The following is a 25,061-nucleotide window of genomic DNA, read 5'->3' on the forward strand; positions in this document are numbered from 1 at the left end:
ACGGCGGGCGGGCGGATGTCCGGCGGTCGACGGATCACCACGACCGGTCGCCGAGCGGTCCACACCGCAGGGGTACTACCGGGCGGTAGCCCCCCCCGGTTGGGACGATGACGTCCATGGCCCGCCCCGCAGCAGCCGATCCGCTCGCCCCGCTCGCCGCACTCCCCGGCGTCGCCGAGGCGGTCGCCCGCGCCCGCGACGCGGCCACCGAGGTGCACAACCAGCCGGTCAACCGGCGCGGCTGGCCCGCGACGGCCGCCGAGGCCGCCCTGCGCGCCGCCCGCTCCTCCGCCGCGATCGACGGGGCCCCGCTGCGACCGGTCACCGCCGACCACGTCTCCGACCCGGTCCTCGCGGGCGCCGTCCGGATCGCCGACGAGCGTGCCAAGCTCCTCGACACCTGGCGCCGGGCCCCGCTGCAGGGACTCGCCCGGCTGCACGTGCTGGCCGCGGGGGACCTCGTGCCCACCGACGAGCACGAGCAGGTGCTGGGCAGGCCGCGCCCGGCGACGTCGGCGCGGCTCACCGCACTGGCCGACCTGATCGGCGGGGGCACCTCGGTGCCGGCTCCGGTGCTGGTCGCCGTCGTGCACGGCGAGCTGCTGACCCTGGCGCCGTTCGGCACCGCCGACGGGGTCGTGGCCCGGGCGGCGGCCCGGCTGACCGCGATGTCGACCGGCTTGGACCCGCGCGGTCTGTCGGTGCCCGAGGTGGGGTTCCTGCGCCGCACCGCGGAGTACCGGGATGCCGCGGCGGCGTTCGCGTCCGGAACGCCCGACGGGCTGGCCCGCTGGATCGTCCACACCTGCGCGGAGTGGGAGGCGGGCGGGCGGGAGGGCCTGTCGATCGCCGCCGCGCAGTCCGGCTGAGCCACGGACGTGCCACATGAAGGAGCCGGGTGGTGCCCCGAGGGGCGCCACCCGGCCCGACGTGGGAACCGGCGTCCTGGCGTGCACTACGTGCCGTGTTGCGCGGCCTCGGCGCCCGGCGTCCCGGTTCGCAGGCCCACGACGACATGCCTCCCGCGGCGTGCTCGGCGTGGACGTGGTCCGGTCCCCACGTACGGAGCCCGGTCAGGGGAGACGCCTCTTCTCCTCCGAGACGCCCCTGGCCCGGCCGGGGTCCGTGGCTCCTTCGTAGACCCGGAACGTGATGTGGGCAACCCCCTCACCGATGTGCACCGGTTCAGCAGCACAGGGTGACCGGCGACGACCGCCGGGTGGGTGCTCGACGACGCCCGGACGGCGGTCGCGGTCGGGTTGTGGGCGCATTCCTGCGCCGCACCGCACTCACACCGGACACGGCTCGCATGATCCGCGCCGGGGCACTCCGCCCGAGGCCGCCTGCATCGGAGTGACCGGCCGCGTTGTTGCACGGCGTCGGTGCTGTTGGACGGCGTCGGCGCTTGGACGGCGTCGGCCACGCCGGGCCGCTCCGGTCGAGCCGTCCGCCCGCCACGCCTGCCCGTTCGCCCACACCTTGCCTGTCGCCCCGGTCGCCGGCCCACCCGGTGCGCCGTGGGGCCGTGCGACGCCGTCGATCAGTACATGAGCGCTGGTGGCCGCTGTCTGGGCAGCACTCATGTACTGATCGACAGTGGGTCGGCGCTGGACGGCGACGCAGTCCAGCACGGCCCCGGTCGCACGTCGCACGTCGCGGCACGGTCCTAGTGGCTCAGCCCGGCGCGGCACGGTCCATCCTCCGCCCCGCGGCCCCTGCTCCGGCGCCCTGCCCCGTCGCCCCTCGTCCCGCGCCGCCCCTCCTCACCGATCGATCAGCACACGAGTGTCGCCCCGGGCGCCGCGACCAGCACTGACGCGCTGATCGACGAGCACCGGGCCTGCACAGCGAGCACTCCCCGATCACGCAGTACGCAGGGATCAGTCGGGGACGGGCCGAGGACACTGGTCGCGCGAAGTGCGGACCACCCGACCTCGGGCAGCGCCGACCTGTCCCCAGGCCGGCCGTCGTGTCAGCGGCCGCCGCGGGCGGACCGGGTGACCGCTGCGCCCGCCAGCAGCGCCGCGAGCACCCCGCCGACCGCGGCGGCGCCGAGCAGCGCCGGGTCCCGCCACGGCCCGGCCGCACCGACCCCGCCGGCGTCCGCACCCTCCGCGTCGATCGCCGGACCGGCGGGAGCACCGCCCCGGGCCCCGGCCACGAACCGGTCCGACAACCGGTCGCGCAGCCGGAACAACCGGTCCCGCCGGGACGCCGCGCGGACGAACGCGAGCACCGGCCACCCCCGCTCACGGGCGATCGCCCGCAGCTCGCGGTCGGGGTTCACGACGGACGGCCGGCCGACCGCCTCCAGCAGCGGCAGGTCGGTGATCGAGTCGGTGTAGGCGGCGCAGTGCGCGAGGTCGAACCCCAGCTCCTCGGCGATCTCCCGGGCCGCGACGGCCTTGCCCTCGCCGTAGCAGTAGAACGCGATCTCCCCGGCGTAGCGGCCGTCCACGACGTGCATCCGCGTCGCCCGGAACCGTTCGATCCCGACCAGCTCGGCGATCGGCTCGACGACCTCGAACCCCGACGCCGACAGCAGCACGATCTCCGCCCCCTGCGCGCGGTGGTGCTCGATCAGCCGGAGCGCCTCCGGGTACACGAGCGGACCGATGATCTCCTGCAGCGTCTCGGCGACGATCGTGCGGACCCGCGCCACCTCCCAGCCCTCGCAGATCAGCACCATCCGGCGGCGCAGGGTGTCCATCGTGGACGCGTCCGCGCCGGCGAGCACGAGCAACAGCTGAGCCCACGCCCCGCGCAGGACGGTCGCGCGGTCGATCAGACCGGCACGGGCGAACGGTCGCGCGAACGCCAGCGCGCTCGACCCGGCGATGATCGTGTTGTCGAGGTCGAGGAACACCGCTCGGGGGACGGCGGCACCGGCGGTCCGGTCCGGTGCGGCGGGGGCTCTGGAGGTCTCGGGCACGAGGTCCAGCGTGCCCGAAACGCGGAGCGCACCTCCCCGGCCCTCCACTCCGTCCACATCCCCCGACCGTCGACCCCACGGTGAACCCCACCCGTCCCGGCACCGTCCGGCCCGGCTGCGAGCAGACCGACGCCAGCAGCGGAGAGTGATCGACTGCATGCGACCGGTCGCCCGGATGCGCCCACCGGTCAGTGGCGCACTTCACCCCGCCGGGCGCCGGGAGTGACGTCGTCCCCGGTACCGGTCGGCGCAGCCCTCGGCCGGAGTATGGGCGCGACCGACATGTTCCGGCTACAGTTGACCGAGCTCGGACCTGGTCCGAGCGGGTTCAGCTCGACCCCCCGGGGCTGAACCAGCCGACGGCCCCCGCCAATCCCCCTGGCGGGGGTCGTCCTACGTCCGGGTCGGGACGGACACAGTCGTGTCCTCCGCCTCCGCCTCGGTCTCCGGTGCCCTTGCTCTCGGCCCCGGCACCGCTCCTGCGTCGCACGCCCGCGAGGGCCCACCCCTGTGCTCCATCGTCCCGCACGGGACCGACGGAACCGGGAAGTTGTCCACAGGCCGAGCCGTTTCCACGAAGTTGTCCACAGGCCCGCGATCGAGGCCGGCGGAGCCCTCCCGAGGCCGCACGCTCGATACCGGGGCTCGCACCGGCGGGCCGGTGTGGAGGACGACGCGATGGACCGGCGCTGCCTGATCGTGGCCGACGATCCCGAGCTGCTCGACGCGCTGCTACGGCTCGCCGCAGCAGCCGACATGGACGCCCAGCGCGCGGTCGACGCGGCCGACGCCCGCCGGGCCTGGGCCCGTGCACCGGTCGTCCTGCTCGACCGGTCCGGGGCCCGGCGCTGCGGCGAGGCCGGTTTCCCGCGCCGCGACGGCGTCGTGATCACCGTCCCCGGCGAGCCCGCCGCGGAGGACTGGCGGCTCGCCGTCGCCCTCGGCGCGGACCGGGTCGTGCAGCTCCCCCAGGGCGAGGCGGGCCTGGCCGGGATCCTCGCCGACGCCCGGGAACGAGCAGCGGGCGACGGGCGGGCGGGCCGGGTGCTGGCCGTGGTCGGCGGCTGCGGTGGGGCGGGTGCCTCGGTGCTCGCCACCGCGGTCGCGCTGACCTCCGCGCGAGCCGGGGAGTCCGCGCTGCTGGTCGACTGCGACCCGCTCGGCGGCGGCCTCGACCTGATGGTCGGGCTGGAGCAGGAGGCAGGGCTGCGCTGGCCGGAGCTGTCGGTCGACGACGGCCGGGTGCGCGCCGCGTCGCTGCACGCCGCGCTCCCACGGGCCGGGTCCGGGCGCACCGCGTTGTCGGTGCTGTCCTGCGCACGCTCCCCGCACGGACCCGAACCGGCCGCGGTCACCGCGGTCCTCGACGCCGGGCGCCGCGCGGGCGGCACCGTCGTGTGCGACCTGCCCCGCTACCCCACCGATGCCGCGCTCACCGCTCTCGGCAGAGCCGACCTGACCGTCCTGGTGGTGCCCGCCGGGCTGCGATCCTGCGCCGCGGCCGCCCGGGTCGCCGACGTGCTCGCCGAGCATGCCCGGGCCGTGGAGCTCGTCGTGCGCGGGCCGTCCCCCGGCGGGATCACGCCCGACGAGGTCGTCACCTCTCTCGGGCTGCCGCTGCTCACGACCATGCGTCCCGAGCGGGACCTCGCCGGCGCTCTCGAACGGGGCCGCACGCCCGGCTCCGGGCGGGGCCCGCTGGCCACCGCGGCCCGGGCCGTGCACGAGCGCCTCCCCGGTGCGGCCGGCATCCGGCGGGCGGCGTCGTGAACCCGCTGGTCGACCGGGTGCGGGCCCGGCTGGCCGACGCGGGCGGCGAGACCGGGCCGGCCGCCGTCGCCGCTGCGGTGCGGGCCGAGTCCGGTGGGGTCGCGTCCGATCTGGACGTCCTCGCCGCGCTCCGCACCCTGCGCCAGGAGTTCACCGGAGCGGGCCCGCTCGACGCGCTGTTGCGCGACCCGATGACCACCGACGTGCTGGTCACCGCCCCCGACGCCGTCTGGGTCGACCGCGGCGACGGACTGCGCCGTACCGGCATCACCTTCACCGACGAGGCCGCGGTCCGGCGACTCGCCCAGCGTCTGGCACTCGCCGCGGGCCGCCGCCTCGACGACGCGAGCCCCTGCGTCGACGGCAGGCTCCCCGACGCCGGGGTCCGGCTGCACGCCGTCCTCCCACCGGTGGCGGCGGCCGGGACCGCGATCTCGCTGCGGGTGCTGCGTCCCGCCGGGCACGACCTGGCCGCGCTCCGGCGGACCGGCACCCTCGACGCGACCGGCGAGGCACTGCTACGCGCGATCGTCGGCGCCCGGCTGGCCGTGCTCGTGGCCGGTGGGACGGGGAGTGGCAAGACCACGCTGCTCAATGCGCTGCTGGGCGCGGTCGACCCGGGTGAGCGCCTGATCACCGTCGAGGACGCCGAGGAGCTCTCCCCACGCCACCCGCACGTCGTGCGGCTGGTCGCCCGGCCCCCGAACATCGAGGGCTCGGGCGGGGTTCCGCTGCGCGAACTGGTACGTCAGGCGTTGCGGATGCGGCCGGACCGGCTGGTCGTCGGCGAGGTTCGCGGCGCCGAGGTGTGCGACCTGCTGGCGGCGATGAACACCGGTCACGACGGCGGCGGCTGCACCGTGCACGCGAACTCGGTCCGCGAGATCCCCGCCCGGATGCGGGCACTGGCCGGGCTCGGCGGGATGTCCCCCACCGCGCTCGACGGGCAGCTGACCGCCGCCGTGCAGGTCGTGCTGCACATGCGACGCCGCCCCGGCGCCGGCCGGACGCTCGACGAGATCGGTGTGCTGGGCCGCTCCGACGACGGCACCCCCCACGTCACCGCCGCCTGGAGCCGCGGCTCCGGGGTCGGGCCGGGCCGCGACGAGCTCGCGACGCTGTTGCGCGAGCGCGGGGTCGGTGTGCCGTGCTGAGCGCACTTCCCGGGACACCGCAGGGCGTGGCGGTCCCCGTCCTGCTCGCGCTGGCGGTGCTGACACTGCCCGCGGCGCCGGGGCGGTCCCGGTGGCGGGCCCTGACCGGCACCGGGACCGCCCTCCCGACGGCCCGGCTGCTCGCTCCGCCGTTGCCGCTGCTCGCCGCCCCGCTGGGGTGGCTGCTCCTGGGCCCCGCCGGCGCGGTGTGCGCGGCGGGGGTGGCGTGGGGAGTGCGGCGCCGGATCGCCACACGTCGGGCCGCGGACCGGGCCGGGTCGACGGCGGCCGAACTCGCCGACGCACTCGCCCGGATCACCGACGAGCTGCGCACCGGCGCGCACCCCGCGGCCGCGCTGGCCGGCCACGTGCACGACGGGCCACTCGCCCGCGCGCTGCTCGAGCCGGCTGCGGTCGCCGCGCGGATCGGTGAGCCGGTCCCCGAGGCCCTGCGCCGGACGGCGCGGGGCCCCGCCCGGCGCGACGTCGAGCGGGTCGCCTCGGCCTGGGAACTCGCCGACACCCATGGTGCCCCGCTCGCCGTCCTGCTCACCGGCCTGCTCGACGACATCCGCTGGCGGATCGCGCACGGAGCCCGGGTGCGAGCCCAGCTCGCCGGGCCTCGGGCGACGGCGTCGGTGCTGACCGCGTTGCCGTTGGCCGGGATCGGTCTCGGGCAGTTGATGGGCATCGCGCCGCTGACCGTGCTGCGCACCGGGCTGCACGGGCCCGCTCTGCTGCTGACCGGGGTCGGCCTCACGGTCGCGGGGGCGGCGTGGGCCGACCGGATCCTGCGTGCGGCGGTGCCGACGTGACCGCGGCCGCGCTCGGGCTCGCCGCGCTCGCCCTGGTCGTCGGCGGCGGGCGTCCCGGACCGGGGCGGCTGCGCGGGCTGCGTGCCGTCACCGGGTCGACGACGGCCGCGGCGCCGCCCCGCACCGCGGTCCTCGCGGTGCTCGTCCCTGCCGGGGCCGCGCTCGGCGGAGCCCTCGGCGGGATGGGCGGCGCGGTCGTCGGCGCCGCGCTGGGCGGCGGGTTGCTGTGGCTCGCCCGGCGGGCGGCCCGCGGACCGGCTGCGTCGGTGGACTCCGCGGATCTGGCCGCCGCCTGGGATCTCCTCGCGACCTGCCTCGCCGCCGGTCTCGCCGTGGCGGACGCCGTCGGAGCCGCGGCCCGACGGCTCGACGGCCCGGCCGGTGAGGCGTTGCGCAGGGTCGCGGGCCTGCTGGCGCTGGGCGCCGACCCCGACGACGCCTGGGCCGCCGCGGGCCCGGTCCCCGAACTCGCCGGGTTCGCCCGCGCGGCGGGCCGGTCGGCCCGCACCGGTGCCGCCCTCGGACGCTCCGCCGCGGCGGAAGCCGCTCGGCTGCGCGCCGGTCTCGCGGATCTGGCCGAGGAGCGGGCGCAGCGCGCCGCTGTCCGCATCACCGCCCCGCTGGGGCTCTGCTTCCTGCCCGCCTTCCTGGTCCTCGGCATCGTGCCGGTCGTGATCGGGCTGGCCGGGGAGGCGTTCGCACGGTGGTGACCACCGCCGCGCGGCGACCGGGTCCGCACTCCGCGGGCCCCCGACGAAGGAGACACCGATGACCCCCACCCGTTCCCTGCTGCACCGCCGGCTGCGCGCACTCGCCTCCGACGACGACGGCATGTCCACCGTCGAGTACGCCGTCGGCACCGTCGCCGCCGCGGCGTTCGCCGCGCTCCTCTACGCGATCGTCAGCGGCGGAGACGTCCTCGCCGCCCTTACCGGGATCGTGCAACGTGCACTGTCCACGACGCTCTGACAACGGCCGCGCCGCCCGCCGTGGTACCGCCGTCGGCCCCACGAGCGGCCCGCCGTCCTGGCTGGCGGACGACCGCGGCGCGGTCACCGTCGAGGCGGCGCTGGCGCTCGGCACCCTGGTCGCGGTCACTGCGGCGGCGGTCGGAGCCGTCGCCGCGGTGGCGGCCGGGGTCCGCTGCACCGACGCTGCTCTCGAACTGGCCCGCCAGGCCGCGCGCGGTGACACCGAGCGGGGTCGGGCCGCAGCAGCGCAGCTCGCACCGGCCGGGGCCGAGCCCGAGCTGCGCGTCGACGGCGATCTCGTCGTCGTGACGGTGCGGGTCCGGCCGGTCGGGCTGCTCCCGGTCACGATCAGCGGCGCCGCGACCGCCGCGGTCGAGCCCGGCGTCACGGCGGGCGCGGTCCGTTCCGGGGCCGCGCCGGCGCAGCCCGGAAGCGCGCCATGAGCCGGCACGCCCCGGTACCCCGAGGAGGCGACGCGGGCGTCGCCTCGGTCTGGGCCGCGACGGCCGCAGCGGTGCTGCTCCTGGTCGGCACCGTCGGTGTCGACCTGGCCGCCGCGACGCGCGCCCGGCACGTCGCCTCCGCCGCCGCAGACCTGTCCGCGCTCGCGGCCACGGGCCAGTCGGTGGACGGCACCGCTGCCGCCTGCGCTCGTGCCGCCGACCTCGCCGCCCGCAACGGCGCCGAGCTGCTGACCTGCCGCCTCGACGGCTGGGACGCCCTGGTCGAGACCCAGGTCGCCTGGTCGGGGCTGCTCCCGCTGCGGGCTCCCGCACGGGCGAGGGCACGCGCGGGTCCGGCTCCCGTCGACGCGGGCCCGCCCCCGGCGAGCGGGCCCGTGGACGGTTCCGTTCCGGTCGTGGAGCCGTCGTGAACACGCCCGGACGTGATCACGATCTCGGTGAGCGGTCTGCGCCTCCAGATGAACGGACGGCGAACCCCGGAGCACGCCGTCATCACGATTGCTTACGACGAACGTCCCAACGCAACGGCATTTCGTCGTGGGGGCCTGACCGATCACCGACGTTGCGCGGCCCACATCTGGTCACTGTCGCGACACTCGGGCCTACTAGGAGTCGCGAGGACGGGCAGGGTCCGGTCCGCCCCCGCCACGAAGACCACGCTCCCCAGACAGCGATGACGTCGGAGCGCCCCTGGCGCCCCCGTCCGATGTCGTCGCACGTGGTTGCCACCGGTCCGCCCCCGCCCCCGACGGGCGGGCCGGTGGTACCCCGTCCGGTCCCGCGGTCACCGCGAGCCGGTCGGGGTCCCGCCTTCCAGCGCGGCCAGGACCAGATCCAGCACCTGCACCGCCCCGCTCTTGTCCAGCGGGTTGTTGCCGTTGCCGCACTTCGGGGACTGCACGCACGAGGGGCATCCGGTGCGGCACTCGCAATCCCGGACCGCGGCGCGGGTCGCCGCCAGCCATCGCCCCAGCACCTCGTGGCCGCGTTCGGCCAGCCCTGCCCCGCCGGGGTGCCCGTCGTGCACGAACACCGTCGGGAGCCCGGTGTCGGGGTGCAGCGCGGTGGACAGGCCACCGATGTCCCAGCGGTCACAGATCGCGAACAGCGGGAGCAGTCCGATCGCGGCGTGCTCGGCGGCGTGCAGGGCACCGGGGAGACGTGCCTCGTCGATGCCCGCGTCGGCGAGCGCGTCGGGGTCGATCGTGTACCAGACCGAGCGGGTGTCCAGACTCTGCGGCGGCAGGTCCAGCGCCGTCTGGTCGAGCACCGTCCCGTCCGGGGTCCGTCGGCGGTACGCGACGACCTGGCTGGTCACCGTGGTCGCGCCGAAGCAGACCTGCACCGGCCCGCACCGGCGGTGCTCCAGTACCTCGAGCACGGCGACGTCGGAGACCGACTGGGCCTCGGTGCGCCAGTCCGGGGCCTCGGCGTGGACGAGTGCGACGCCGTCGTCGAGGTCCAGCTCGTCGACGACGAAGCTGTCACCACGGTGCAGGTACACCGCGCCGGAGTGGATCGTGCCCGGGGCCGAGCCGCCGTCGACGGTGCCGAGCATCCGCCCGGTGGCCGCCTCGACCACGGCGACCTGCCCGAGTCCGGAGCCTCGGATGTCGACGTGCGCGGCGGGTGCGTCGCCGGTGTCGGGCCAGAACCAGCCGTGCGGTCGGCGGCGCAGCACGCCCTCCTCGACCAGGGCGTCGAGGACTTCCACCGCGGGCGCTCCCCCGAACGTCTCCTCGACGTCGACCGTGGTCAGCGGCATCTCCGCGGCCGCGCACGCCAGCTGCGGAGCGAGCACGTACGGGTTGACCGGATTGAGCACGCAGCTCTCGACCGGCGCACCGACCAGCGAGCTCGGATGGTGGACGAGGTAGGTGTCGAGCGGGTCGTCGCGGGCGACGAGCACGACGAGTGCCTCGTCGGCGGCGCGCCCGGCACGCCCGGCCTGCTGCCAGAACGACGCGCGGGTTCCGGGGAAGCCGGCCTGCACCACCGCGTCGAGCCCGGAGATGTCGACGCCGAGCTCGAGGGCGTTGGTGGTCGCGACCCCGATCAGCTTGCCCGACATCAGGTCGGCCTCCAGCGCACGGCGCTCCTCCGGCAGGTAGCCGCCGCGGTAGGCGGCCACCCGCGCGGCCAGCTCGGGAGCGATCTCGGCGACCTGGCGCTGCGCACCGAGCGCGGTGAGCTCGGCGGCCCGCCGGGACCGGACGAAGGCCAAGGTCCGCGCGTCCTCCAGGACGAGGTCGGCGAGCATCCGGGAGACCTCGGCCCCGGCGGAGCGGCGGACCGGCGCCCCGTTCTCCCCGGTGATCTCGGCGAGCAGCGGCGGCTCCCAGAACGCGACGGTGCGACCGGCATGCGGGGACCCGTCCTCGGTGACGGCGACGACGTCGCGGCCGGTCAGCCGGGACGCGAACTCCTCCGGGCGGGCCACCGTCGCCGAGGCGAGCACGATCGTGGGGCGTGCGCCGTAGCGGGCGGCGAGGCGCAACAGCCGTCGCAGCAGCAGTGCCACGTGCGAGCCGAACACCCCGCGGTAGGTGTGGCACCACTCGTCGACCACGACGTAGCGCAGCCGGCGGAGGAAGGTCGTCCAGCGCCCGTGCCGGGGAAGGAGCGACCGGTGCAGCATGTCCGGGTTGGAGAAGACCCACCGGCAGTGCCTGCGGACCCAGTCGCGCTGGTCCATGGGGGTGTCACCGTCGAAAGCGGCAGGTCGGACACCGTCCGGGGCGAGCCCGTCGAGGGACCGCAGCTGGTCGGCCGCGAGTGCCTTGGTCGGGGCGAGGTACAGCGCCGTGGCCCGCGGGTCCTCGGCCAGCCCGGCGAGCACCGGGAGCTGGTAGACCAGCGACTTCCCCGATGCCGTCCCCGTCGCGACGACGACGTCGGCGCCGGAGTGCACCAGTTCCGCCCCGTGTGCCTGGTGCGACCACGGGCGGGTCACGCCGCGGGCCGCCCAGGCCGTGCGCAGCGGTTCGGGTGTCCAGCCCGGCCAGTCGACCTGGCGGCCGGGCCGTGCCGGAATCCGCACGACGTGCCGCAACGGGTCGTCGACGGCGCCGGCCGGATCGTCGCCATCGACACCACGGAAGCCGGGCGGATCGGCAGGACCGGGACGACCGCTGGAACCGGCAGGACCGCTGAGACCGGACGTCCACGTGGCGTCGGCACGAGCCGGGTCGAGGCCCGAACCCGCCAGCACGCGGCGGAGCAGCTCCATCCCGCGCTGCGACCCGTCCGGGCCCTGCGTGCTGTCCGCCGTCGCTCCCACGACCGACCACGATGGCACAGATGTTCGAACGATCCGAGGTCGCTCCCGGTATCCGCCCCCGGCCGACGGGCACAGGACGGGCGGATGGCAGAAGTGGTTGCGTCCCAGGTGATCTGCAGGTTCCCGGATTGCGTCGCGACATCGTGTGGGATTGATCACTTTTGCCAGTTCGTTACGTCTTGTGATCCCAATCGCACTGAGGGATGTCCCACACTCATAGACTGCACCAGCCCGGTCACCGGTGGACGCCGCCCGGGCCCAGTCGACGCCGACGAGGCCGTCGCCGCCCGGCCGGGTCGCGCCACAGTGACCCCGACCCGGCCGCCGGGGACCTCGCCGGCCGGATCCTTTCCACCGGGAGGACACGGATGTCCCAGCCCACCTACCTCGCCCAGGGCCTCGAGCTCGGCGCGGGGGACCTCACCATCGTCGGTGTGGTCGCGGTGGTCGCCCTCGTCGCCCTGGTCGTCGGCGGTCTACTGCTGCGGGAGGTGCTCTCCTACGGCGAGGGCACCCCGAACATGCAGGAGATCGGCCGCGCGGTCCAGGAGGGCGCCACGGCGTACCTCAACCGCCAGTTCCGCACGCTCGCGATCTTCGCCGCGATCGTGTTCGTCCTGCTCTTCGCGCTCCCCGCCGAGGACCTCGGTGAACGCATCGGACGATCGATCTTCTTCGTCGTCGGCGCGGTCTTCTCCGCGATCATCGGCTACCTGGGCATGTGGCTCGCCACCCGCGCGAACATCCGCGTCGCCGCGGCCTCCCGCGAGCCGGGCGGGCGCGAGAAGGCGACCCGCATCGCGTTCCGCACCGGCGGCGTCGTCGGCATGTTCACCGTCGGCCTCGGCCTGTTCGGGGCCGCGATCGTCGTGCTCGTCTATGCCGGCCAGGCGCCCCGCGTCCTGGAGGGCTTCGGCTTCGGCGCGGCACTGCTCGCGATGTTCATGCGGGTCGGCGGCGGCATCTTCACCAAGGCCGCCGACGTCGGCGCCGACCTGGTCGGCAAGGTCGAGCAGGGCATCCCCGAGGACGACCCCCGCAACGCGGCCACCATCGCCGACAACGTGGGCGACAACGTCGGTGACTGCGCCGGCATGGCCGCCGACCTGTTCGAGTCCTACGCGGTGACCCTGGTCGCCGCACTGATCCTCGGCACCGCGGCGTTCGGCCTGCAGGGCCTGCTGTTCCCGCTGATCGTCCCGGCAATCGGGGTGATCACCGCGATCCTGGGCGTCTACCTGACCAAGGCCCGCGCCGGGGAGAACACCCTGCGCGCGATCAACCGCAGCTTCTACCTCTCGGCGCTGTTCGCCGGCGTGTTGTCCATCATCGCCGCCTACGTCTACCTCCCGAGCACCTTCGGCGAGCTGCTGAACCCGACCGACACCAGCGTCGTCGGGCTCGCCGGCGACCCGCGCCTGATCGCCTCGGTCGCCGTCGTCATCGGCATCGTGCTGGCCGCGGTCATCCTCAAGCTGACCGGCTACTACACCGGCACCGAGGACCGCCCGGTCAAGGACGTCGGCGAGTCGTCGCTGACCGGTGCGGCCACCGTGATCCTGTCCGGCATCTCGATCGGCTTCGAGTCCGCCGTCTACACCGCACTCGTCATCTCCGCGGCCGTCTACGGCGCGTTCCTGCTGTCCGGCTCGATCGTCGTGTCACTGTTCGCGGTCGCACTGGCCGGTACCGGACTGCTGACCACGGTCGGCGTCATCGTCGCGATGGACACCTTCGGCCCGGTCTCGGACAACGCCCAGGGCATCGCGGAGATGTCCGGCGACGTCGAGGGCGACGGCGTCGACATCCTCACCGAGCTCGACGCCGTCGGGAACACCACCAAGGCGATCACCAAGGGCATCGCGATCGCCACCGCGGTGCTCGCGGCGACGGCGCTGTTCGGCTCCTACCGCGACGCGATCAGCCAGGCACTGGCCGGGGTGAACATCGCCGCCCAGGACGCCGGGACCGCGTTCGCCTACGAGGTGTTCAGCCCGAACACCCTGGTCGGCGTGATCATCGGCGCCTCGGTGGTCTTCATGTTCTCCGGCCTCGCGGTCAACGCGGTGACCCGCGCCGCGGGCGCCGTCGTCTACGAGGTGCGCCGCCAGTTCCGCGAGCACCCGGGGATCATGGACCGCACCGAGCGCCCGGAGTACGGCCGTGTCGTCGACATCTGCACCCGGGACTCGCTGCGCGAGCTGGCCACCCCCGGCCTGCTCGCCATCTTCGCCCCGATCGCGGTCGGGTTCGGTCTCGGCGTCGGCCCGCTGGCCGGCTACCTGGCAGGTGCCATCGCGACCGGCGTCCTGATGGCGATCTTCCTGGCCAACTCGGGCGGTGCCTGGGACAACGCCAAGAAGCTCGTCGAGGACGGCAACCACGGCGGCAAGGGCTCCGACGCCCACGAGGCGACGATCATCGGCGACACCGTCGGCGACCCGTTCAAGGACACCGCGGGCCCCGCGATCAACCCGCTGATCAAGGTCATGAACCTGGTCTCGGTGCTGATCGCCCCCGCGGTCGTGGTGCTGTCCACGCCGGACGCCAAACCGGTGATCCGCGTCCTCATCGCGATCGTCGCGGTGGTGATCATCGCGGCCGCGGTGGTGGTCTCGAAGCGCCGCACCTCGGCGATCACCGACACCCCGGCCGAGAGCTCGGTCGGTTAGCCGACACCTCGCAGGACCACGGCGGCCGCTCGTCCCATCGGGACGGGCGGCCGTCTTTCGTCCCGGGACGATTCGGATACTCTCCGCCGGACCGCAGTGATCACCCCCGACGGAGGAGCGATGCGGACATCGCGAGGTCTTGCCGCCCTCCTCGTCGCCCCGGCCGTCGTGCTGGCGGGCTGCGGCCCCTCCGGGCCGACCGTCGAACAGTGGACCGACTCGATGTGCGCGGCCGTGCTGCCCTTCGTCCGCACCGCCGTGGACGCGCCCGCGGAGACCCCGGATCCGGCGCAGCGGCTGCGGGCCCTCTCCGACTACCTGACCCGCACCACCCAGGCCGCCGACGGCGCGCTGGGCGACCTGGACCGGCTCGGTCCGGCCCCCGTCGACGACGGCGAGGCCCTCTCCGCGCGGCTCCAGGGCGGGCTCGGAGAGATCCGCTCGGCGTTCTCCGGGGCGCGCTCGCGGGTCGACGCCATCGACCCGGCCGACGCGGCCGCGGTGCAGCGCGACCTGCCCGTCGCGCTGGAGCCGCTCGCCCGCCTCGCCGGCACCACCGGGCCGCTCGACGAGGTCACCGGCAACCCGGCGATCGCCTCGGCGTTCCGGGCCTCGACGGCCTGCACGGACCTCACCCGAACGGCGGAGCAGGCCCGCCCGACACCACCGCCCGGCGGCCCCGCAGATGCCCCGAACGGGTCAACCGGGGAGGGCGGAGGCAGCTGACCGGCGACGGCGTCCTACCGTCGACCACTGTCCGTGTCCCGGGCCCCCACGGGCCCCGACCCTGGAGCCCGACGATGGCCAACCCCCGCCCGGCGCGCACCGCCCGGGTCCTGCTCCCCACCCTGCTCGCCGCGCTCCTGGCCGGCGGCTGCGCGTCGAGCGTGGCCGGCACCCCCGCGGCGGACCCGGCCCCCCGACCGACCGCGGGCGTCGGCGCCGATCCGGTCGCCTGGGGCGACAAGGTCTGTGGCGCGACCCTGGCCTACTACCAGCCGCTCAACACCCCGCCGAACTACGACGGCGCCGACCTCGCCGGGATCAAGACGCGCCTGTCGGAGTACCTCGGCAAGGTGGCGGCCGGCATCGACACCGGCAAGAAGCAGCTGGCCGCGGCCGGGCAGTCCCCGGTGAGCGGCGGCGACGCGTGGGCCACCGCGGTCCGCGACATGCTCGACCGGTCCGGCACGACGATCGCCCAGGCCAAGAAGGACGTCGACGCGATCGACCCGAACGACGTCCAGGGCTTCAAGGGCAAGCTCGACGGTGCCCAGCAGAAGCTGCGGACGATCTCCGGCGCCCAGGGGCTGGACAAGATCGGGCCCACCCCGCGGCTGGACAAGGCGTTCGCGACCGCACCGAAGTGCGTCGCACTCAAGAAGATCAACGGCCCCGCCTGACCCGGTGCGTCACCCGTCCGGCGCTCCCCGCTGGGCAACGTCGAACATGCGTTCTATGCTTCGCGGGTGCCGCAGATGTCGCTGTTCTCCGCGGAGGCCCGGCCGGCCGGGCTGACCGACCTGGCCGGGCTGCTCTGCGGGCCCGGGCGGATCGAGCGGTTCGGCGCCGGGGACACGGCCCGGTTCGACGTCCCTCTGCCCATCGACGGTCGCGAGACCGCGCTGGCCGCGCTGGCGGCCGCCCGCGGCGTCACCCTCGCCCCCGGGGCGTCCGGGATGCGCAGCGCGTTCCGGCGCGACCTGGTCCCCCTGGCCCGCGCCTGGTGCACGCCGGACGGTCGCAAGCAGATCCCGCCGGACTTCCAGCTCGACGGCGCCGCGCTCCGGCTGTGGGCGCTCGCCGCGGGCACCCCCGACCTGCGGGGCGGGTACCTGCTGCTGCTCGATCCACTGGCGTCGTGGACACACGGCCCGCTGATCGCCGCCGCCACCCGGGCCGGTCTGCCCCCGGCGCGGCTCGCCCCGGGGGAACACGGCGCGCCCGGCCCGGCGTTACGCCTGCACGGAGCGCGTCGACTGGCCCGACTGGTGGAACTGGTGGGCCCCGCGCCGCGGATGACGAATCCGGCCGACTGGCCCCGGTACCGCGGCCGACCGGCCGCCTGACCTGCCGAACTACGGCTGGGTCTACGCTGGCGACTCGCCCGCTCCCAGTGGCACGAGCCACGACACGGAGCGACGACGGTGTGAGATCGTGCGATCGTCGACCCCGAAGAAGACGCTCAGCGCAACCGTCCCGGCACGCTCCGGGACCGCACGATGCACCTGTGCGGGGTCGAGAAACGGCGACGACGTCGCAGGGACCGCGACGCAGCCGAGGAGATGAGGTAGGACCACGTGGCAGCAGCGACAACGGGAACGACGGGTTCGGCACGCACGTCGGGGGGCAGCACGCGCAAGCCGACCTCGACGGCGAACGCATCCGGCCGCCCGACGCGCCGCCTGGTGATCGTCGAGTCCCCCAGCAAGGCGAAGAAGATCCAGCCCTACCTGGGCAACGACTACATCGTCGAGTCCTCCGTCGGGCACATCCGTGACCTGCCGCGCGGCGCGGCGGACGTCCCCGCCAAGTACAAGGGCGAGTCCTGGGCGCGGCTCGGCGTCGACGTCGACAACCAGTTCAGCCCGCTCTACATCGTCACGCCGGAGAAGCGCAGCACCGTCTCGGAGCTGCGCGAGGCGCTGAAGACCGTCGACGAGCTCCTGCTCGCGACGGACCCCGACCGCGAGGGCGAGGCCATCGCCTGGCACCTGCTGGAGACCCTCCAGCCCAAGGTCCCGGTCCGGCGGATGGTCTTCCACGAGATCACCGAGTCGGCGATCCGGGCGGCCGCGGAGAACACCCGCGAGCTCGACCAGCACCTCGTCGACGCGCAGGAGACCCGCCGCATCCTGGACCGTCTCTACGGCTACGAGGTCTCCCCCGTGCTGTGGAAGAAGGTCATGCCGAAGCTGTCGGCGGGCCGCGTCCAGTCGGTCGCGACCCGGCTGATCGTGCAGCGCGAGCGTGACCGCATCGCGTTCCGCTCCGCGGAGTACTGGGACATCGCCGCGACCCTCGACGCCGGGGAGAAGGCCACCCCGCGCTCGTTCGGCGCACGGCTGGTGCAGGTCGACGACAAGCGCGTCGCCACCGGCCGCGACTTCGACTCGCTCGGGCAGCTGAAGAAGGGCTCCGCCGAGGTCGTCACCCTGAACGAGGCGCAGGCACGCCGCCTCGCCGAGGGGCTGCAGGACCGTCCGATGGAGGTCGCCTCCGTCGAGTCCAAGCCCTACACGCGCAAGCCGTACCCGCCGTTCATGACCTCGACGCTGCAGCAGGAGGCGGGCCGCAAGCTGCGGTTCTCCTCCGAGCGCACGATGCGCAGCGCGCAGCGCCTGTACGAGAACGGCTACATCACCTACATGCGTACGGACTCGACGACGCTGTCGGCGACGGCCATCGAGGCCGCCCGCTCGCAGGCCCGTGAGCTCTACGGCGACGCCTACGTCGCGGACTCGCCGCGCCAGTACACGCGCAAGGTGAAGAACGCCCAGGAGGCCCACGAGGCCATCCGCCCCGCCGGCGAGACCTTCCGGACCCCCGGCGCGATCGCCCGCGAGGTCGACGGAGACGACTTCCGCCTCTACGAGATGATCTGGCAGCGGACCATCGCCTCGCAGATGAACGACGCCCGCGGGACCACCGTGAGCATCCGGATCGCGGGCACCGCGGGGACCGGCGAGAAGGTCGTGTTCGCGTCCTCCGGCCGCACGATCACCTTCCCCGGCTTCCTCAAGGCGTACGTCGAGACCATGGACGACGAGTCCACCGGCCAGGCCGACGACGCCGAGTCCCGCCTCCCGGAGCTGACCGAGGGGCAGGCGCTGACCGCCACCGAGCTGGTGCCCGACGGGCACTCGACCAGCCCGCCGTCGCGCTTCACCGAGCCCGCTCTGGTCAAGGCGATGGAGGAGATGGGGATCGGCCGGCCGTCGACGTACGCGTCGACGATCAAGACCATCCTCGACCGCGGCTACGTCTGGAAGAAGGGCTCCGCGCTCGTCCCGTCGTGGGTGGCCTTCGCCGTCGTCGGGCTGATGGAGCAGCACTTCGGCCAGCTCGTCGACTACGACTTCACCGCCGCCATGGAGGACGACCTCGACTCCATCGCCTCCGGGGACGACTCCCGCGTGCACTGGCTGTCCGGCTTCTACTTCGGCGACGAGGGCGCGGACACCGGGTCGGAGATCGCGAAGGCGGGTGGGCTGAAGAAGCTCGTCGGCGCGAACCTGGAGGAGATCGACGCCCGCACGGTGAACTCGATCCCGATGTTCACCGACGCCGAGGGCCGCGACGTCGTCGTCCGGGTCGGGCGCTACGGCCCGTACCTGGAGCGGATCGTCGACGGCGAGTCCCAGCGGGCCAACCTGCCCGACGACCTGGCCCCCGACGAGCTGACCGAGGAGATCGCCGAGAAGCTTTTCTCGGTGCCGCAGGAGGGCCGCAAGCTGGGCACCGACCCGGTCACCGGCCACGAGATCGTGGCGAAGGAGGGCCGCTTCGGGCCCTACGTCACCGAGCTCCTGCCCGAGCCGGAGGTGCCCGAGGGCGCCAAGAAGAAGCCAGCCAAGCCGAAGCCGCGCACCGGCTCGCTGTTCAAGTCGATGTCGGTCGACACCGTCACCCTCGAGGACGCGCTGCGGCTGCTGTCGCTGCCCCGGATCGTCGGCACGGACCCGGACTCCGGTGACGAGATCACCGCGCAGAACGGCCGCTACGGCCCGTACCTGAAGAAGGGCACGGACTCGCGGTCGCTGTCGAACGAGGAACAGCTCTTCACGGTCACCCTGGAGGAGGCCCTGGAGATCTACTCCCAGCCCAAGCAGCGGGGCCGTGCCGCCGCGGCACCGCCGCTGCGCGAGCTGGGCGAGGACGCCTCGACCGGCAAGAAGATGGTGATCAAGGACGGCCGGTTCGGCCCCTACGTCACCGACGGCGAGACCAACGCCAGCCTGCGCAAGGGCGACTCGGTCGAGGAGATCACCGACGAGCGGGCGTCCGAGCTGCTCGCCGAGCGGCGGGCGAAGGCCCCGGCGAAGAAGACCACGACCCGCAAGCCGGCCGCGTCGAAGAGCACTGCGTCGAAGAGCACCACGGCCAAGAGCACTGCGGCGAAGAGCACTGCGGCGAAGACCGGCACCCGCACGGCCGCGGCGAAGAAGACCACGACACGCAGCACCGCGGCGAAGAGCACCACGACGAAGTCGACCGGGACGCGCACCCGCAAGACCCCCACGACCTGAGTCGAGGACGGACCCCGCAGCGGAACGATCCGGTGCGGGGCCCGTCGTCGTCGACGGGGCCGGGTCAGCCCGCGGCGAGGGCCTTCTTCACCGCGGCGGCGACACGGCCGCCCTCGGCACGGCCCGCCGCGGCGGCGTTCGCCTTCTTCATGACCTGACCCATCTGCCGCATGCCGGGCCGCTCCCCGGTCTCGGCCTCCACCTCGGCGACGGCGGCGGTCGCCAGGGCGGCCACCTCGTCGTCGTCGAGCTGGGTCGGCAGGTACCGGGCGAGGACCTCGCCCTCGGCGCGCTCACGGTCCGCGGACTCGGGACGGCCGCCGTCGGCGAAGGCCTGGGCGGACTCGGCACGCCGCTTGGTCTCCTTGGTGATGACCGCGCGGACCTCGTCGTCGGAGAGCTCCCGGGCGGTGTCACCGGCCACCTCGGCGTTGCCGATCGCGGTCAGGACGGATCGCAGGGTCGTCCGGACCAGCTCGTCCCTGGCCTTCATCGCGGTGGTCAGGTCGGCCCGCAGCTGCTCCTTGAGGGTGCTCACGGGTCGCCACGATAGTCCCGCGACGTACGCTGGATCGCGTGAGTATCGCTGGGACCCTCGCACGCACCGCCGCCGGAGCCGCCCTGCTCGGGGCCTCGGGAATCGGGTACGCGGCGGGGATCGAGCGACGGCACTGGACGCTGCGCCGGGTCGAGCTCCCCGTCCTCGACGAGGGTGCGCGACCGCTGCGGATCCTGCACCTGTCGGACTTCCACCTCATGCCGGGCCAGCACAGCAAGATGCGGTGGATCGCCGCGCTGGATGAGCTCGACCCGCACCTGGTGATCGACACCGGGGACAACCTGGCGCACCCCGACGCCGTCCCGGGCGTGCTGACCGCGCTGGGGAGGCTGCTGGAGCGGCCGGGCGCGTTCGTGTTCGGCAGCAACGACTACTACGGCCCCACCCGGAAGAACCCGGCCCGCTACCTGCGTCGCGGGGACACCAGGCGGGTGCACGGGGCGGACCTGCCCTGGACCGACCTGCGCGCCGCGTTCCGCGAGCACGGCTGGGTCGACGCCACCCACGCCCGGCACCTGCTCGAGGTCGACGGCCGGACGGTCCGGATCGCGGGCGTCGACGACCCGCACCTGAACCTGGACCGCTACCCGCGCATCGCCGGCCACGACGCCGACGCCGACCTGCGCATCGGACTGACCCACTCCCCCGAGCCGCGGGTGCTCGACGGCTTCGCCGCCGACGGCTACGACCTCGTCCTCGCCGGCCACACCCACGGCGGCCAGCTGCGGCTGCCCGGCTACGGCGCACTCGTCACCAACTGCGGGATCGACCGGGCCCGTGCCCGCGGGGCGAGCCGCTGGGGCAGCCGGATGCGGCTGCACGTGTCGGCCGGGCTGGGCACCTCGCCGTACGCGCCGGTGCGCTTCGCGTGCCCGCCGGAGGCCTCGCTGCTGACCCTCGTACCGCGGACGACCGGCCCCGATGCGCGGACGGGAACCCCCGCGCAGGCCACCGAGGGCATCGGGTAGAGTTCTCCACGGCTCACGGGGAGACCCGAGTGTCCATCGGGGTGTGGCGCAGCTTGGTAGCGCGCTTCGTTCGGGACGAAGAGGTCGCAGGTTCAAATCCTGTCACCCCGACAACGCGAAGGCCCTGGTCAGACGCTTTACAGCGAACGTCTGACCAGGGCCTTCGTCGTGTCTAGATCTCCCGAGTACCTAACTGAGTACCTACGCGCCCTGCTCCGGGAAGATGCGGTCCATGGCCGTGGCACCGTCCTCGACGACTGGCCGGATCTGCTTCCGGTAGACGAGTTCGGTGACCGTCGTACCGCTGTGACCGACGAGCCGTGAGATCTGCTCGATCGGCATGCCGTCGTCGGACAGGAGCGATACGAAGCTGTGCCGCAGCTCGCGAGGCGTCCAGTCAGCGGCTCGAAGCCCAGCCAGTGCCGCGACCTTCCGGAAAGCCCTCCTGACGTTGGCTGCGTCCAGCGCCGTCCCAACCTCAGATGCGAACACCAGGTCGTGCTCGATCCATCGGGCCCCGGCCAGTCGGCGAGCGGCCTCCTGCCGGAACTTCTGTGCCTTGAGCGCTTCCACACACCGGGCGGGCAAGGCCAGGGTCCTGCGTGACTTCTTGGTCTTCGTGTCACCACCAACCCGCACGGACCGCCAGACCATCACGTGCGGAACAACCGACGCACCCGGGTCGCTCGCCAGAACGACGTGCGACCACGTCAGCTCCCGCAGCTCCTCGGTGCGCGCGCCAGTCAGCAGCGACAGAACGATGTACGCCCCCGCTGTCGAGCCCGGTGTCGCGTTCAGCAGAGCCTCAGCCTGCTCGAACGTCAGGGCCTTGGACGGGCGACCCTCCTGTCCGACCGGTACTTCGGAGAGCAGCACGACGTTGCGCTTCACCTTGTCACGCGCCTGCGCCCGGTCGATCGCTCTGCGCAGGATGGAGCGGATGTCTCGCAGCGTCCGGGTGCTCAGCGTTGTGGACTTCTCCGCGAGCCACCGGTCAACGTCTTCCGCGGATAGGTCCCGCAGTTTCCGGGCGCCGAGAGCTGGAATCACGTGCTTGTCAGCGAGGATGCGGCGTGTCGCGACGGTAGTCGCAGCCCGACCGTTCAGCCCGTACGTGAGCCAGTCCTCGACCGCCTGCGCCACTGTGAAGCCGGACTCAGCGACGACTGTGCCGTCCTCGACGTCGCGCAGGAGCTGCTTCAGCTTCTTCATCGCCTCCGTCTTGGTGCGCCCGCTCACCCGACGCATGATCCGTTTCCCGGCCGGTGTGTAGCCGACCGTCACGGCACCGATCCACCGTTGGCGGGAATCGCTCCAACTCAGGCCGCCGTCGCCTCGGCTACGCCGACTTGCCATAGCTGGCCTCCTTCGCTTCGGCGGTGAGCAATTCGATGTACGCAGCGATCGCAGTGGCCGGGACGAGCCTCGTCCGGCCTTCGGTGACGGAACCGAGTCGCCCTGACCGGATCAACTCGTAGATCACCGACCGGCTGAGCGAGAGCAGCAGCATCGCCTCGGACACGCGGTAGAGCTGACGGGCGGGCAGCGTCTCGGCAGTGAACTCAGGCATGGCTCAGGCACCCCCGTCAGCATCGGTTACATCGGTTACAGCGGTTACGTGCCTGGTCAGGGGCGTAACCGACGATGGGGGTGTAACCGCAACGTCGGTTACACCGGCGTGCTCTGGTGGTGTGGGTTTGGGTGGCTCGACAGGGGGTGTAACCGCAGTTGCGGTTACATCGTCGGGATCGGTTACGCCTCTGACCTGCGGTGTTACCGATGTAACCGATGTAACCGCTCCTGGAGAGGGGGTCTCGGTGAGGGCGGGGAGGTAGCGAGTGAACGCGTCGGTCAGTGGCCCGGCGATGGTGTAGCCCTTGGTGACGTGCCCCCCGATGCGGATGGAGCCGGGCCGGACGCCGTAGCGGGCCAGTTCTTTGGCGAGGCGGCGGGCGTCGAGTGGGCGGCCGTCGAGGTCGGCCCACCCGGCTTCCTCGTTGTCGCAGAGCCGTCCGAGGATGTCGCTGGTCGCCATCCGGTCGGTCTCATGGGCGGCGAACAGGGCCCGCAGGTCGGCCAGCAGCGTCGTGCCGACCGATGTGCCGGTCTCGGTGGCCTGGCCGACGAAGTGCACAGCGGCGGTGCGGGCGGTCTCGGGCCAGTGCCCACCGGCGAGGTCGGCGATGGCGAGCAGCGGTTCCCACACCTCGGCGGCGCGGTCGGTGACCTGCTCGGGCATCACCGGCTCGGCCCCGACGAGGTGTTCCTCCCCGACCCTGTCGAGCCATGCGGCGAGCTGCTCGCGCAACGGCGTCGCCTCGTTCTCGACCCGGCGTTCCCGGAACGCCTCGACGCGCTCGTGCGGGGCGCGGCGGCGCATGTGCACGGTGATCGCCCGGGTGGTGATCGTGGCGGGCATGACCCCGGCGATCCCGGCGAGCGCGACCGGGGCGAACGTCGGGAACCGCTCGACCTTCATCCGGGAGGCGTCACCGACGCACCGCGCCACAGTCGCGGAGCGCTTGTAGCCGGAGTTCAGCAGGCCCCGCAGGTCCTCGTTGTTTCCGCCGTTCTTGGCCGAGAACACGGCGTCGATCTCGTCGAACAGCAGCGCGATCGGACCGTCGCAGAGCATCCGGAAGACGGCGGCGGTGGTGGCCGAGATGGTCATCTCCGGTTTGCGGACGAGGAACTGCGCCACCTCCAGAACGCGGGTCTTCCCAGACCCGGGCTCGACGGAATCGAGGACGAGGCGGGGGGTGGTGTAGAAGTGCTCGATCGCGTGGGTGTGGGCGTACCAGAGCGCCAGCATCGGGGCGGTGTGCCGGTCGGGGAACACCGAGAACCGGGACACGAACGAGGTGATCTGGTCGAGCAGCTCGGCCGGTGCGATGGCGGGCAGGTCCGGGACGGCACGCAGACCGTTCGGTGCGGTGTTGCTCATGCCGACCGCCGCCCCTCGATGCTTGGGTTGCTCGACAGGGTGGGCAGTCGCCGGGGCCGTCGGGCGCCGTAGGCCAGTCCAGATCGGACGGTGGCCGAGATCCCGGCTGTGGTGCAGTCGCACGGCCCGGCGATGATGTGCCCGGCTGCGCGGGTCAGCTCGGCGGCGGCCTGGTCCTCGTCGAGTACGCCTGCGCCGACGAGCTGGCCGAGGGCGCGGGCGGCGGTGAACACCGCCGCGTTGTGGCCCCCGCTCTGGGCCTTCTCGACTCGCTGTAGCTCGTCGCGCTTGATGGCGGAGACGTAGGCGCCGTGGTCCCGCGGCGCCGTGGCGGGCCGCTCAGGTGGCCCTGAGACGGTCGTGGAGGCCCGAACGGACAGGTGCCAAACCAACCAGTCGGGCAGCGGGGCGGGGGTGGTGTCGTCGGTGAGTTGGTAGGAGCCGTTCGGCAGTCGGCTGCCGGGGGCGAGGACCTGCCCGCCGTGCCCGCGACTGTCGAGCATCGGTCCCAACGCCTTCGCGGTGTTCCCGAGCCGGGCGGCCGGGGCGCGGAAGTACAGGTGCCGCCCACCCGACGGGGTGCTCACCATCCAGGTGTCGGGGAGTCCACCGCGCCCGTCGGCGAGTGCGGTGAGGACGTCCCAGCCGTCGCGGGTCTGGTCGGTGGCGTCGGGTTTGGGGGTGTCGCAGTCGATCACGTAGAGCCCGGAGGGGCCGCAGGCGATCCCGGCGTTGTGGCCGGGGTGGGCGGTGAAGTAGTCCACGATGATCTCCGGGTTGGTGGTGGCGCGGGACTCCCATGCCGCGATGGCGGGCTGCTTACGGCTCGGTAGGACCGGGAAAAGCGCCCAGCCGCGGGCGGCGAGGTCGACCCACCCCGCCAGCCGTGCCCGGTCGGCGGCGTTCACCGCTGACCCCCGTCGTTGCAGGTCTGGCGGGTGCGGCGGCGGTGCTGGTGGTGGAACCCGCCGGGACCGGGGGTGTCGATCGAGGTCGTGCGGCGGGTCAGGTTGTGGGTGACCGGGCCGACGACGATGGCGAACGACCACCGGCCGGACTGGTTGACCGTGGCCCGTAGCGGGCCGATCCGGAACGTCTTGCGGGCGCGGAACCTCATCGCGAACCTCCGTGAACGTGACTGCCGTGGCGATAGCTGTGGTGACTCTGTGTCAACATTGCTGCTCCTGTTTTCGGCATGGGTGGAGTCGGGGAGGGAGGCACCGGGTGGTGTCTCGATCCCTGGATGGGTGCTGTTTTCGCTGGTCGGGCGGGGTGGGTCCCTC

General features: G+C 73.7%; 22 protein-coding genes and 1 tRNA gene. 15 read left to right on the top strand and 8 right to left on the bottom strand.

All coding sequences use genetic code 11. The annotated features are described in order from the left end of the window. Positions 1–116: 116 nt before the first annotated feature. Positions 117–869 (top strand): oxidoreductase, encoded by a 753-nt coding sequence (locus FVA95_RS05695; protein ID WP_149663261.1) that lies wholly within the window; start codon positions 117–119, stop codon positions 867–869. A gap of 1,103 nt (positions 870–1,972) precedes the next feature. Here the strand turns inward: FVA95_RS05695 and FVA95_RS05700 are convergent. Beyond that, positions 1,973–2,932 (bottom strand): HAD family phosphatase, encoded by a 960-nt coding sequence (locus tag FVA95_RS05700; protein ID WP_205015768.1) that lies wholly within the window; start codon positions 2,930–2,932, stop codon positions 1,973–1,975. A gap of 678 nt (positions 2,933–3,610) precedes the next feature. Between FVA95_RS05700 and ssd the strand changes: the two genes are divergently transcribed. From ssd to FVA95_RS05735, 7 genes are read left to right on the top strand one after another with little or no spacing between them, the layout of a single operon-like run. Further along, positions 3,611–4,702, top strand: a complete 1,092-nt coding sequence (gene ssd / locus FVA95_RS05705; RefSeq protein ID WP_149663262.1) for a septum site-determining protein Ssd — start codon at positions 3,611–3,613, stop codon at positions 4,700–4,702. Continuing rightward, positions 4,699–5,856: a TadA family conjugal transfer-associated ATPase gene (locus FVA95_RS05710; protein WP_149663263.1), complete on the top strand. Its 1,158-nt coding sequence runs from the start codon at positions 4,699–4,701 to the stop codon at positions 5,854–5,856. The genes ssd and FVA95_RS05710 overlap by 4 nt, the downstream gene beginning before the upstream one ends. A gap of 26 nt (positions 5,857–5,882) precedes the next feature. Further along, entirely contained in the window at positions 5,883–6,671 is a 789-nt protein-coding gene (locus FVA95_RS05715; RefSeq protein ID WP_149663264.1) for a type II secretion system F family protein, read from the top strand. Continuing rightward, complete coding sequence (locus FVA95_RS05720; RefSeq protein ID WP_240051294.1) at positions 6,668–7,381, top strand: type II secretion system F family protein; 714 nt, start codon at positions 6,668–6,670, stop codon at positions 7,379–7,381. Before FVA95_RS05715 ends, FVA95_RS05720 begins: the two co-directional genes overlap by 4 nt. A gap of 58 nt (positions 7,382–7,439) precedes the next feature. Beyond that, positions 7,440–7,640 (top strand): DUF4244 domain-containing protein, encoded by a 201-nt coding sequence (locus tag FVA95_RS05725; RefSeq protein WP_149663265.1) that lies wholly within the window; start codon positions 7,440–7,442, stop codon positions 7,638–7,640. Continuing rightward, a complete protein-coding gene (locus FVA95_RS05730) occupies positions 7,618–8,085 on the top strand; it encodes a TadE family type IV pilus minor pilin (protein WP_240051295.1) in 468 nt (155 codons plus the stop codon). Before FVA95_RS05725 ends, FVA95_RS05730 begins: the two co-directional genes overlap by 23 nt. Continuing rightward, entirely contained in the window at positions 8,082–8,516 is a 435-nt protein-coding gene (locus tag FVA95_RS05735; RefSeq protein WP_149663266.1) for an Rv3654c family TadE-like protein, read from the top strand. The genes FVA95_RS05730 and FVA95_RS05735 overlap by 4 nt, the downstream gene beginning before the upstream one ends. Before the next feature lie 374 nt (positions 8,517–8,890). Here the strand turns inward: FVA95_RS05735 and FVA95_RS05740 are convergent, their stop codons facing one another. Then, positions 8,891–11,386, bottom strand: coding sequence for a DEAD/DEAH box helicase (locus FVA95_RS05740; RefSeq protein ID WP_370460833.1), 2,496 nt, complete (start codon positions 11,384–11,386; stop codon positions 8,891–8,893). A 368-nt stretch (positions 11,387–11,754) separates the two neighbouring features. On the opposite strand from FVA95_RS05740, the gene FVA95_RS05745 reads away from it, so the two are divergent. From FVA95_RS05745 to topA, 5 genes are all read left to right on the top strand, one after another. Next, a complete protein-coding gene (locus FVA95_RS05745; RefSeq protein WP_149663267.1) occupies positions 11,755–14,058 on the top strand; it encodes a sodium-translocating pyrophosphatase in 2,304 nt (767 codons plus the stop codon). A 120-nt stretch (positions 14,059–14,178) separates the two neighbouring features. Beyond that, positions 14,179–14,784, top strand: a complete 606-nt coding sequence (locus tag FVA95_RS05750; protein WP_149663268.1) for a hypothetical protein — start codon at positions 14,179–14,181, stop codon at positions 14,782–14,784. A gap of 74 nt (positions 14,785–14,858) precedes the next feature. Further along, positions 14,859–15,461: a hypothetical protein gene (locus tag FVA95_RS05755; RefSeq protein WP_149663269.1), complete on the top strand. Its 603-nt coding sequence runs from the start codon at positions 14,859–14,861 to the stop codon at positions 15,459–15,461. A 75-nt stretch (positions 15,462–15,536) separates the two neighbouring features. Continuing rightward, a complete protein-coding gene (locus FVA95_RS05760) occupies positions 15,537–16,127 on the top strand; it encodes a hypothetical protein (RefSeq protein ID WP_240051301.1) in 591 nt (196 codons plus the stop codon). A gap of 336 nt (positions 16,128–16,463) precedes the next feature. Then, positions 16,464–19,307, top strand: coding sequence for a type I DNA topoisomerase (gene topA / locus FVA95_RS05765; RefSeq protein ID WP_370460834.1), 2,844 nt, complete (start codon positions 16,464–16,466; stop codon positions 19,305–19,307). Between the two features lie 64 nt (positions 19,308–19,371). Here topA and FVA95_RS05770 read toward each other — a convergent pair whose 3' ends face one another. Next, complete coding sequence (locus FVA95_RS05770) at positions 19,372–19,845, bottom strand: GatB/YqeY domain-containing protein (RefSeq protein WP_149663272.1); 474 nt, start codon at positions 19,843–19,845, stop codon at positions 19,372–19,374. 38 nt (positions 19,846–19,883) lie between these two features. Between FVA95_RS05770 and FVA95_RS05775 the strand changes: the two genes are divergently transcribed. Next, positions 19,884–20,834 carry a metallophosphoesterase gene (locus FVA95_RS05775; RefSeq protein ID WP_149663273.1) on the top strand — a complete coding sequence of 317 codons (951 nt, stop codon included), beginning with the start codon at positions 19,884–19,886 and terminating at the stop codon, positions 20,832–20,834. Between the two features lie 37 nt (positions 20,835–20,871). Beyond that, positions 20,872–20,945: transfer RNA gene (locus FVA95_RS05780), tRNA-Pro, on the top strand. A gap of 90 nt (positions 20,946–21,035) precedes the next feature. Here the strand turns inward: FVA95_RS05780 and FVA95_RS05785 are convergent. From FVA95_RS05785 to FVA95_RS05805, 5 genes are read right to left on the bottom strand one after another with little or no spacing between them, the layout of a single operon-like run. Then, positions 21,036–22,118 (bottom strand): site-specific integrase, encoded by a 1,083-nt coding sequence (locus FVA95_RS05785; RefSeq protein WP_240051296.1) that lies wholly within the window; start codon positions 22,116–22,118, stop codon positions 21,036–21,038. Between the two features lie 55 nt (positions 22,119–22,173). Beyond that, positions 22,174–22,404: a helix-turn-helix domain-containing protein gene (locus FVA95_RS05790; protein ID WP_149663275.1), complete on the bottom strand. Its 231-nt coding sequence runs from the start codon at positions 22,402–22,404 to the stop codon at positions 22,174–22,176. Positions 22,405–22,407: 3 nt separating this feature from the next. Next, on the bottom strand, positions 22,408–23,778 hold the full coding sequence (locus tag FVA95_RS05795) for a DUF3631 domain-containing protein (RefSeq protein WP_149663276.1): 1,371 nt from the start codon (positions 23,776–23,778) through the stop codon (positions 22,408–22,410). Continuing rightward, entirely contained in the window at positions 23,775–24,686 is a 912-nt protein-coding gene (locus tag FVA95_RS05800) for a bifunctional DNA primase/polymerase (RefSeq protein ID WP_161992206.1), read from the bottom strand. The genes FVA95_RS05795 and FVA95_RS05800 overlap by 4 nt, the downstream gene beginning before the upstream one ends. Then, a complete protein-coding gene (locus FVA95_RS05805) occupies positions 24,683–24,895 on the bottom strand; it encodes a DUF4236 domain-containing protein (RefSeq protein WP_149663278.1) in 213 nt (70 codons plus the stop codon). The genes FVA95_RS05800 and FVA95_RS05805 overlap by 4 nt, the downstream gene beginning before the upstream one ends. Positions 24,896–25,061: the final 166 nt, after the last annotated feature.

Origin of the sequence: Pseudonocardia sp. EV170527-09, assembly GCF_008369905.1 — a bacterium.
Lineage (GTDB): Bacteria > Actinomycetota > Actinomycetes > Mycobacteriales > Pseudonocardiaceae > Pseudonocardia.

Coding starts and splice junctions, on each gene's coding strand:
- FVA95_RS05695 (WP_149663261.1), top strand. CDS start 117: ATGGCCCGCCCCGCAGCAGCCGATCCGCTCGCCCCGCTCGCCGCACTC.
- ssd (WP_149663262.1), top strand. CDS start 3,611: ATGGACCGGCGCTGCCTGATCGTGGCCGACGATCCCGAGCTGCTCGAC.
- FVA95_RS05725 (WP_149663265.1), top strand. CDS start 7,440: ATGACCCCCACCCGTTCCCTGCTGCACCGCCGGCTGCGCGCACTCGCC.
- FVA95_RS05735 (WP_149663266.1), top strand. CDS start 8,082: ATGAGCCGGCACGCCCCGGTACCCCGAGGAGGCGACGCGGGCGTCGCC.
- FVA95_RS05745 (WP_149663267.1), top strand. CDS start 11,755: ATGTCCCAGCCCACCTACCTCGCCCAGGGCCTCGAGCTCGGCGCGGGG.
- FVA95_RS05750 (WP_149663268.1), top strand. CDS start 14,179: ATGCGGACATCGCGAGGTCTTGCCGCCCTCCTCGTCGCCCCGGCCGTC.
- FVA95_RS05755 (WP_149663269.1), top strand. CDS start 14,859: ATGGCCAACCCCCGCCCGGCGCGCACCGCCCGGGTCCTGCTCCCCACC.
- FVA95_RS05760 (WP_240051301.1), top strand. CDS start 15,537: ATGTCGCTGTTCTCCGCGGAGGCCCGGCCGGCCGGGCTGACCGACCTG.
- FVA95_RS05790 (WP_149663275.1), bottom strand. CDS start 22,404: ATGCCTGAGTTCACTGCCGAGACGCTGCCCGCCCGTCAGCTCTACCGC.
- FVA95_RS05795 (WP_149663276.1), bottom strand. CDS start 23,778: ATGAGCAACACCGCACCGAACGGTCTGCGTGCCGTCCCGGACCTGCCC.
- FVA95_RS05805 (WP_149663278.1), bottom strand. CDS start 24,895: ATGAGGTTCCGCGCCCGCAAGACGTTCCGGATCGGCCCGCTACGGGCC.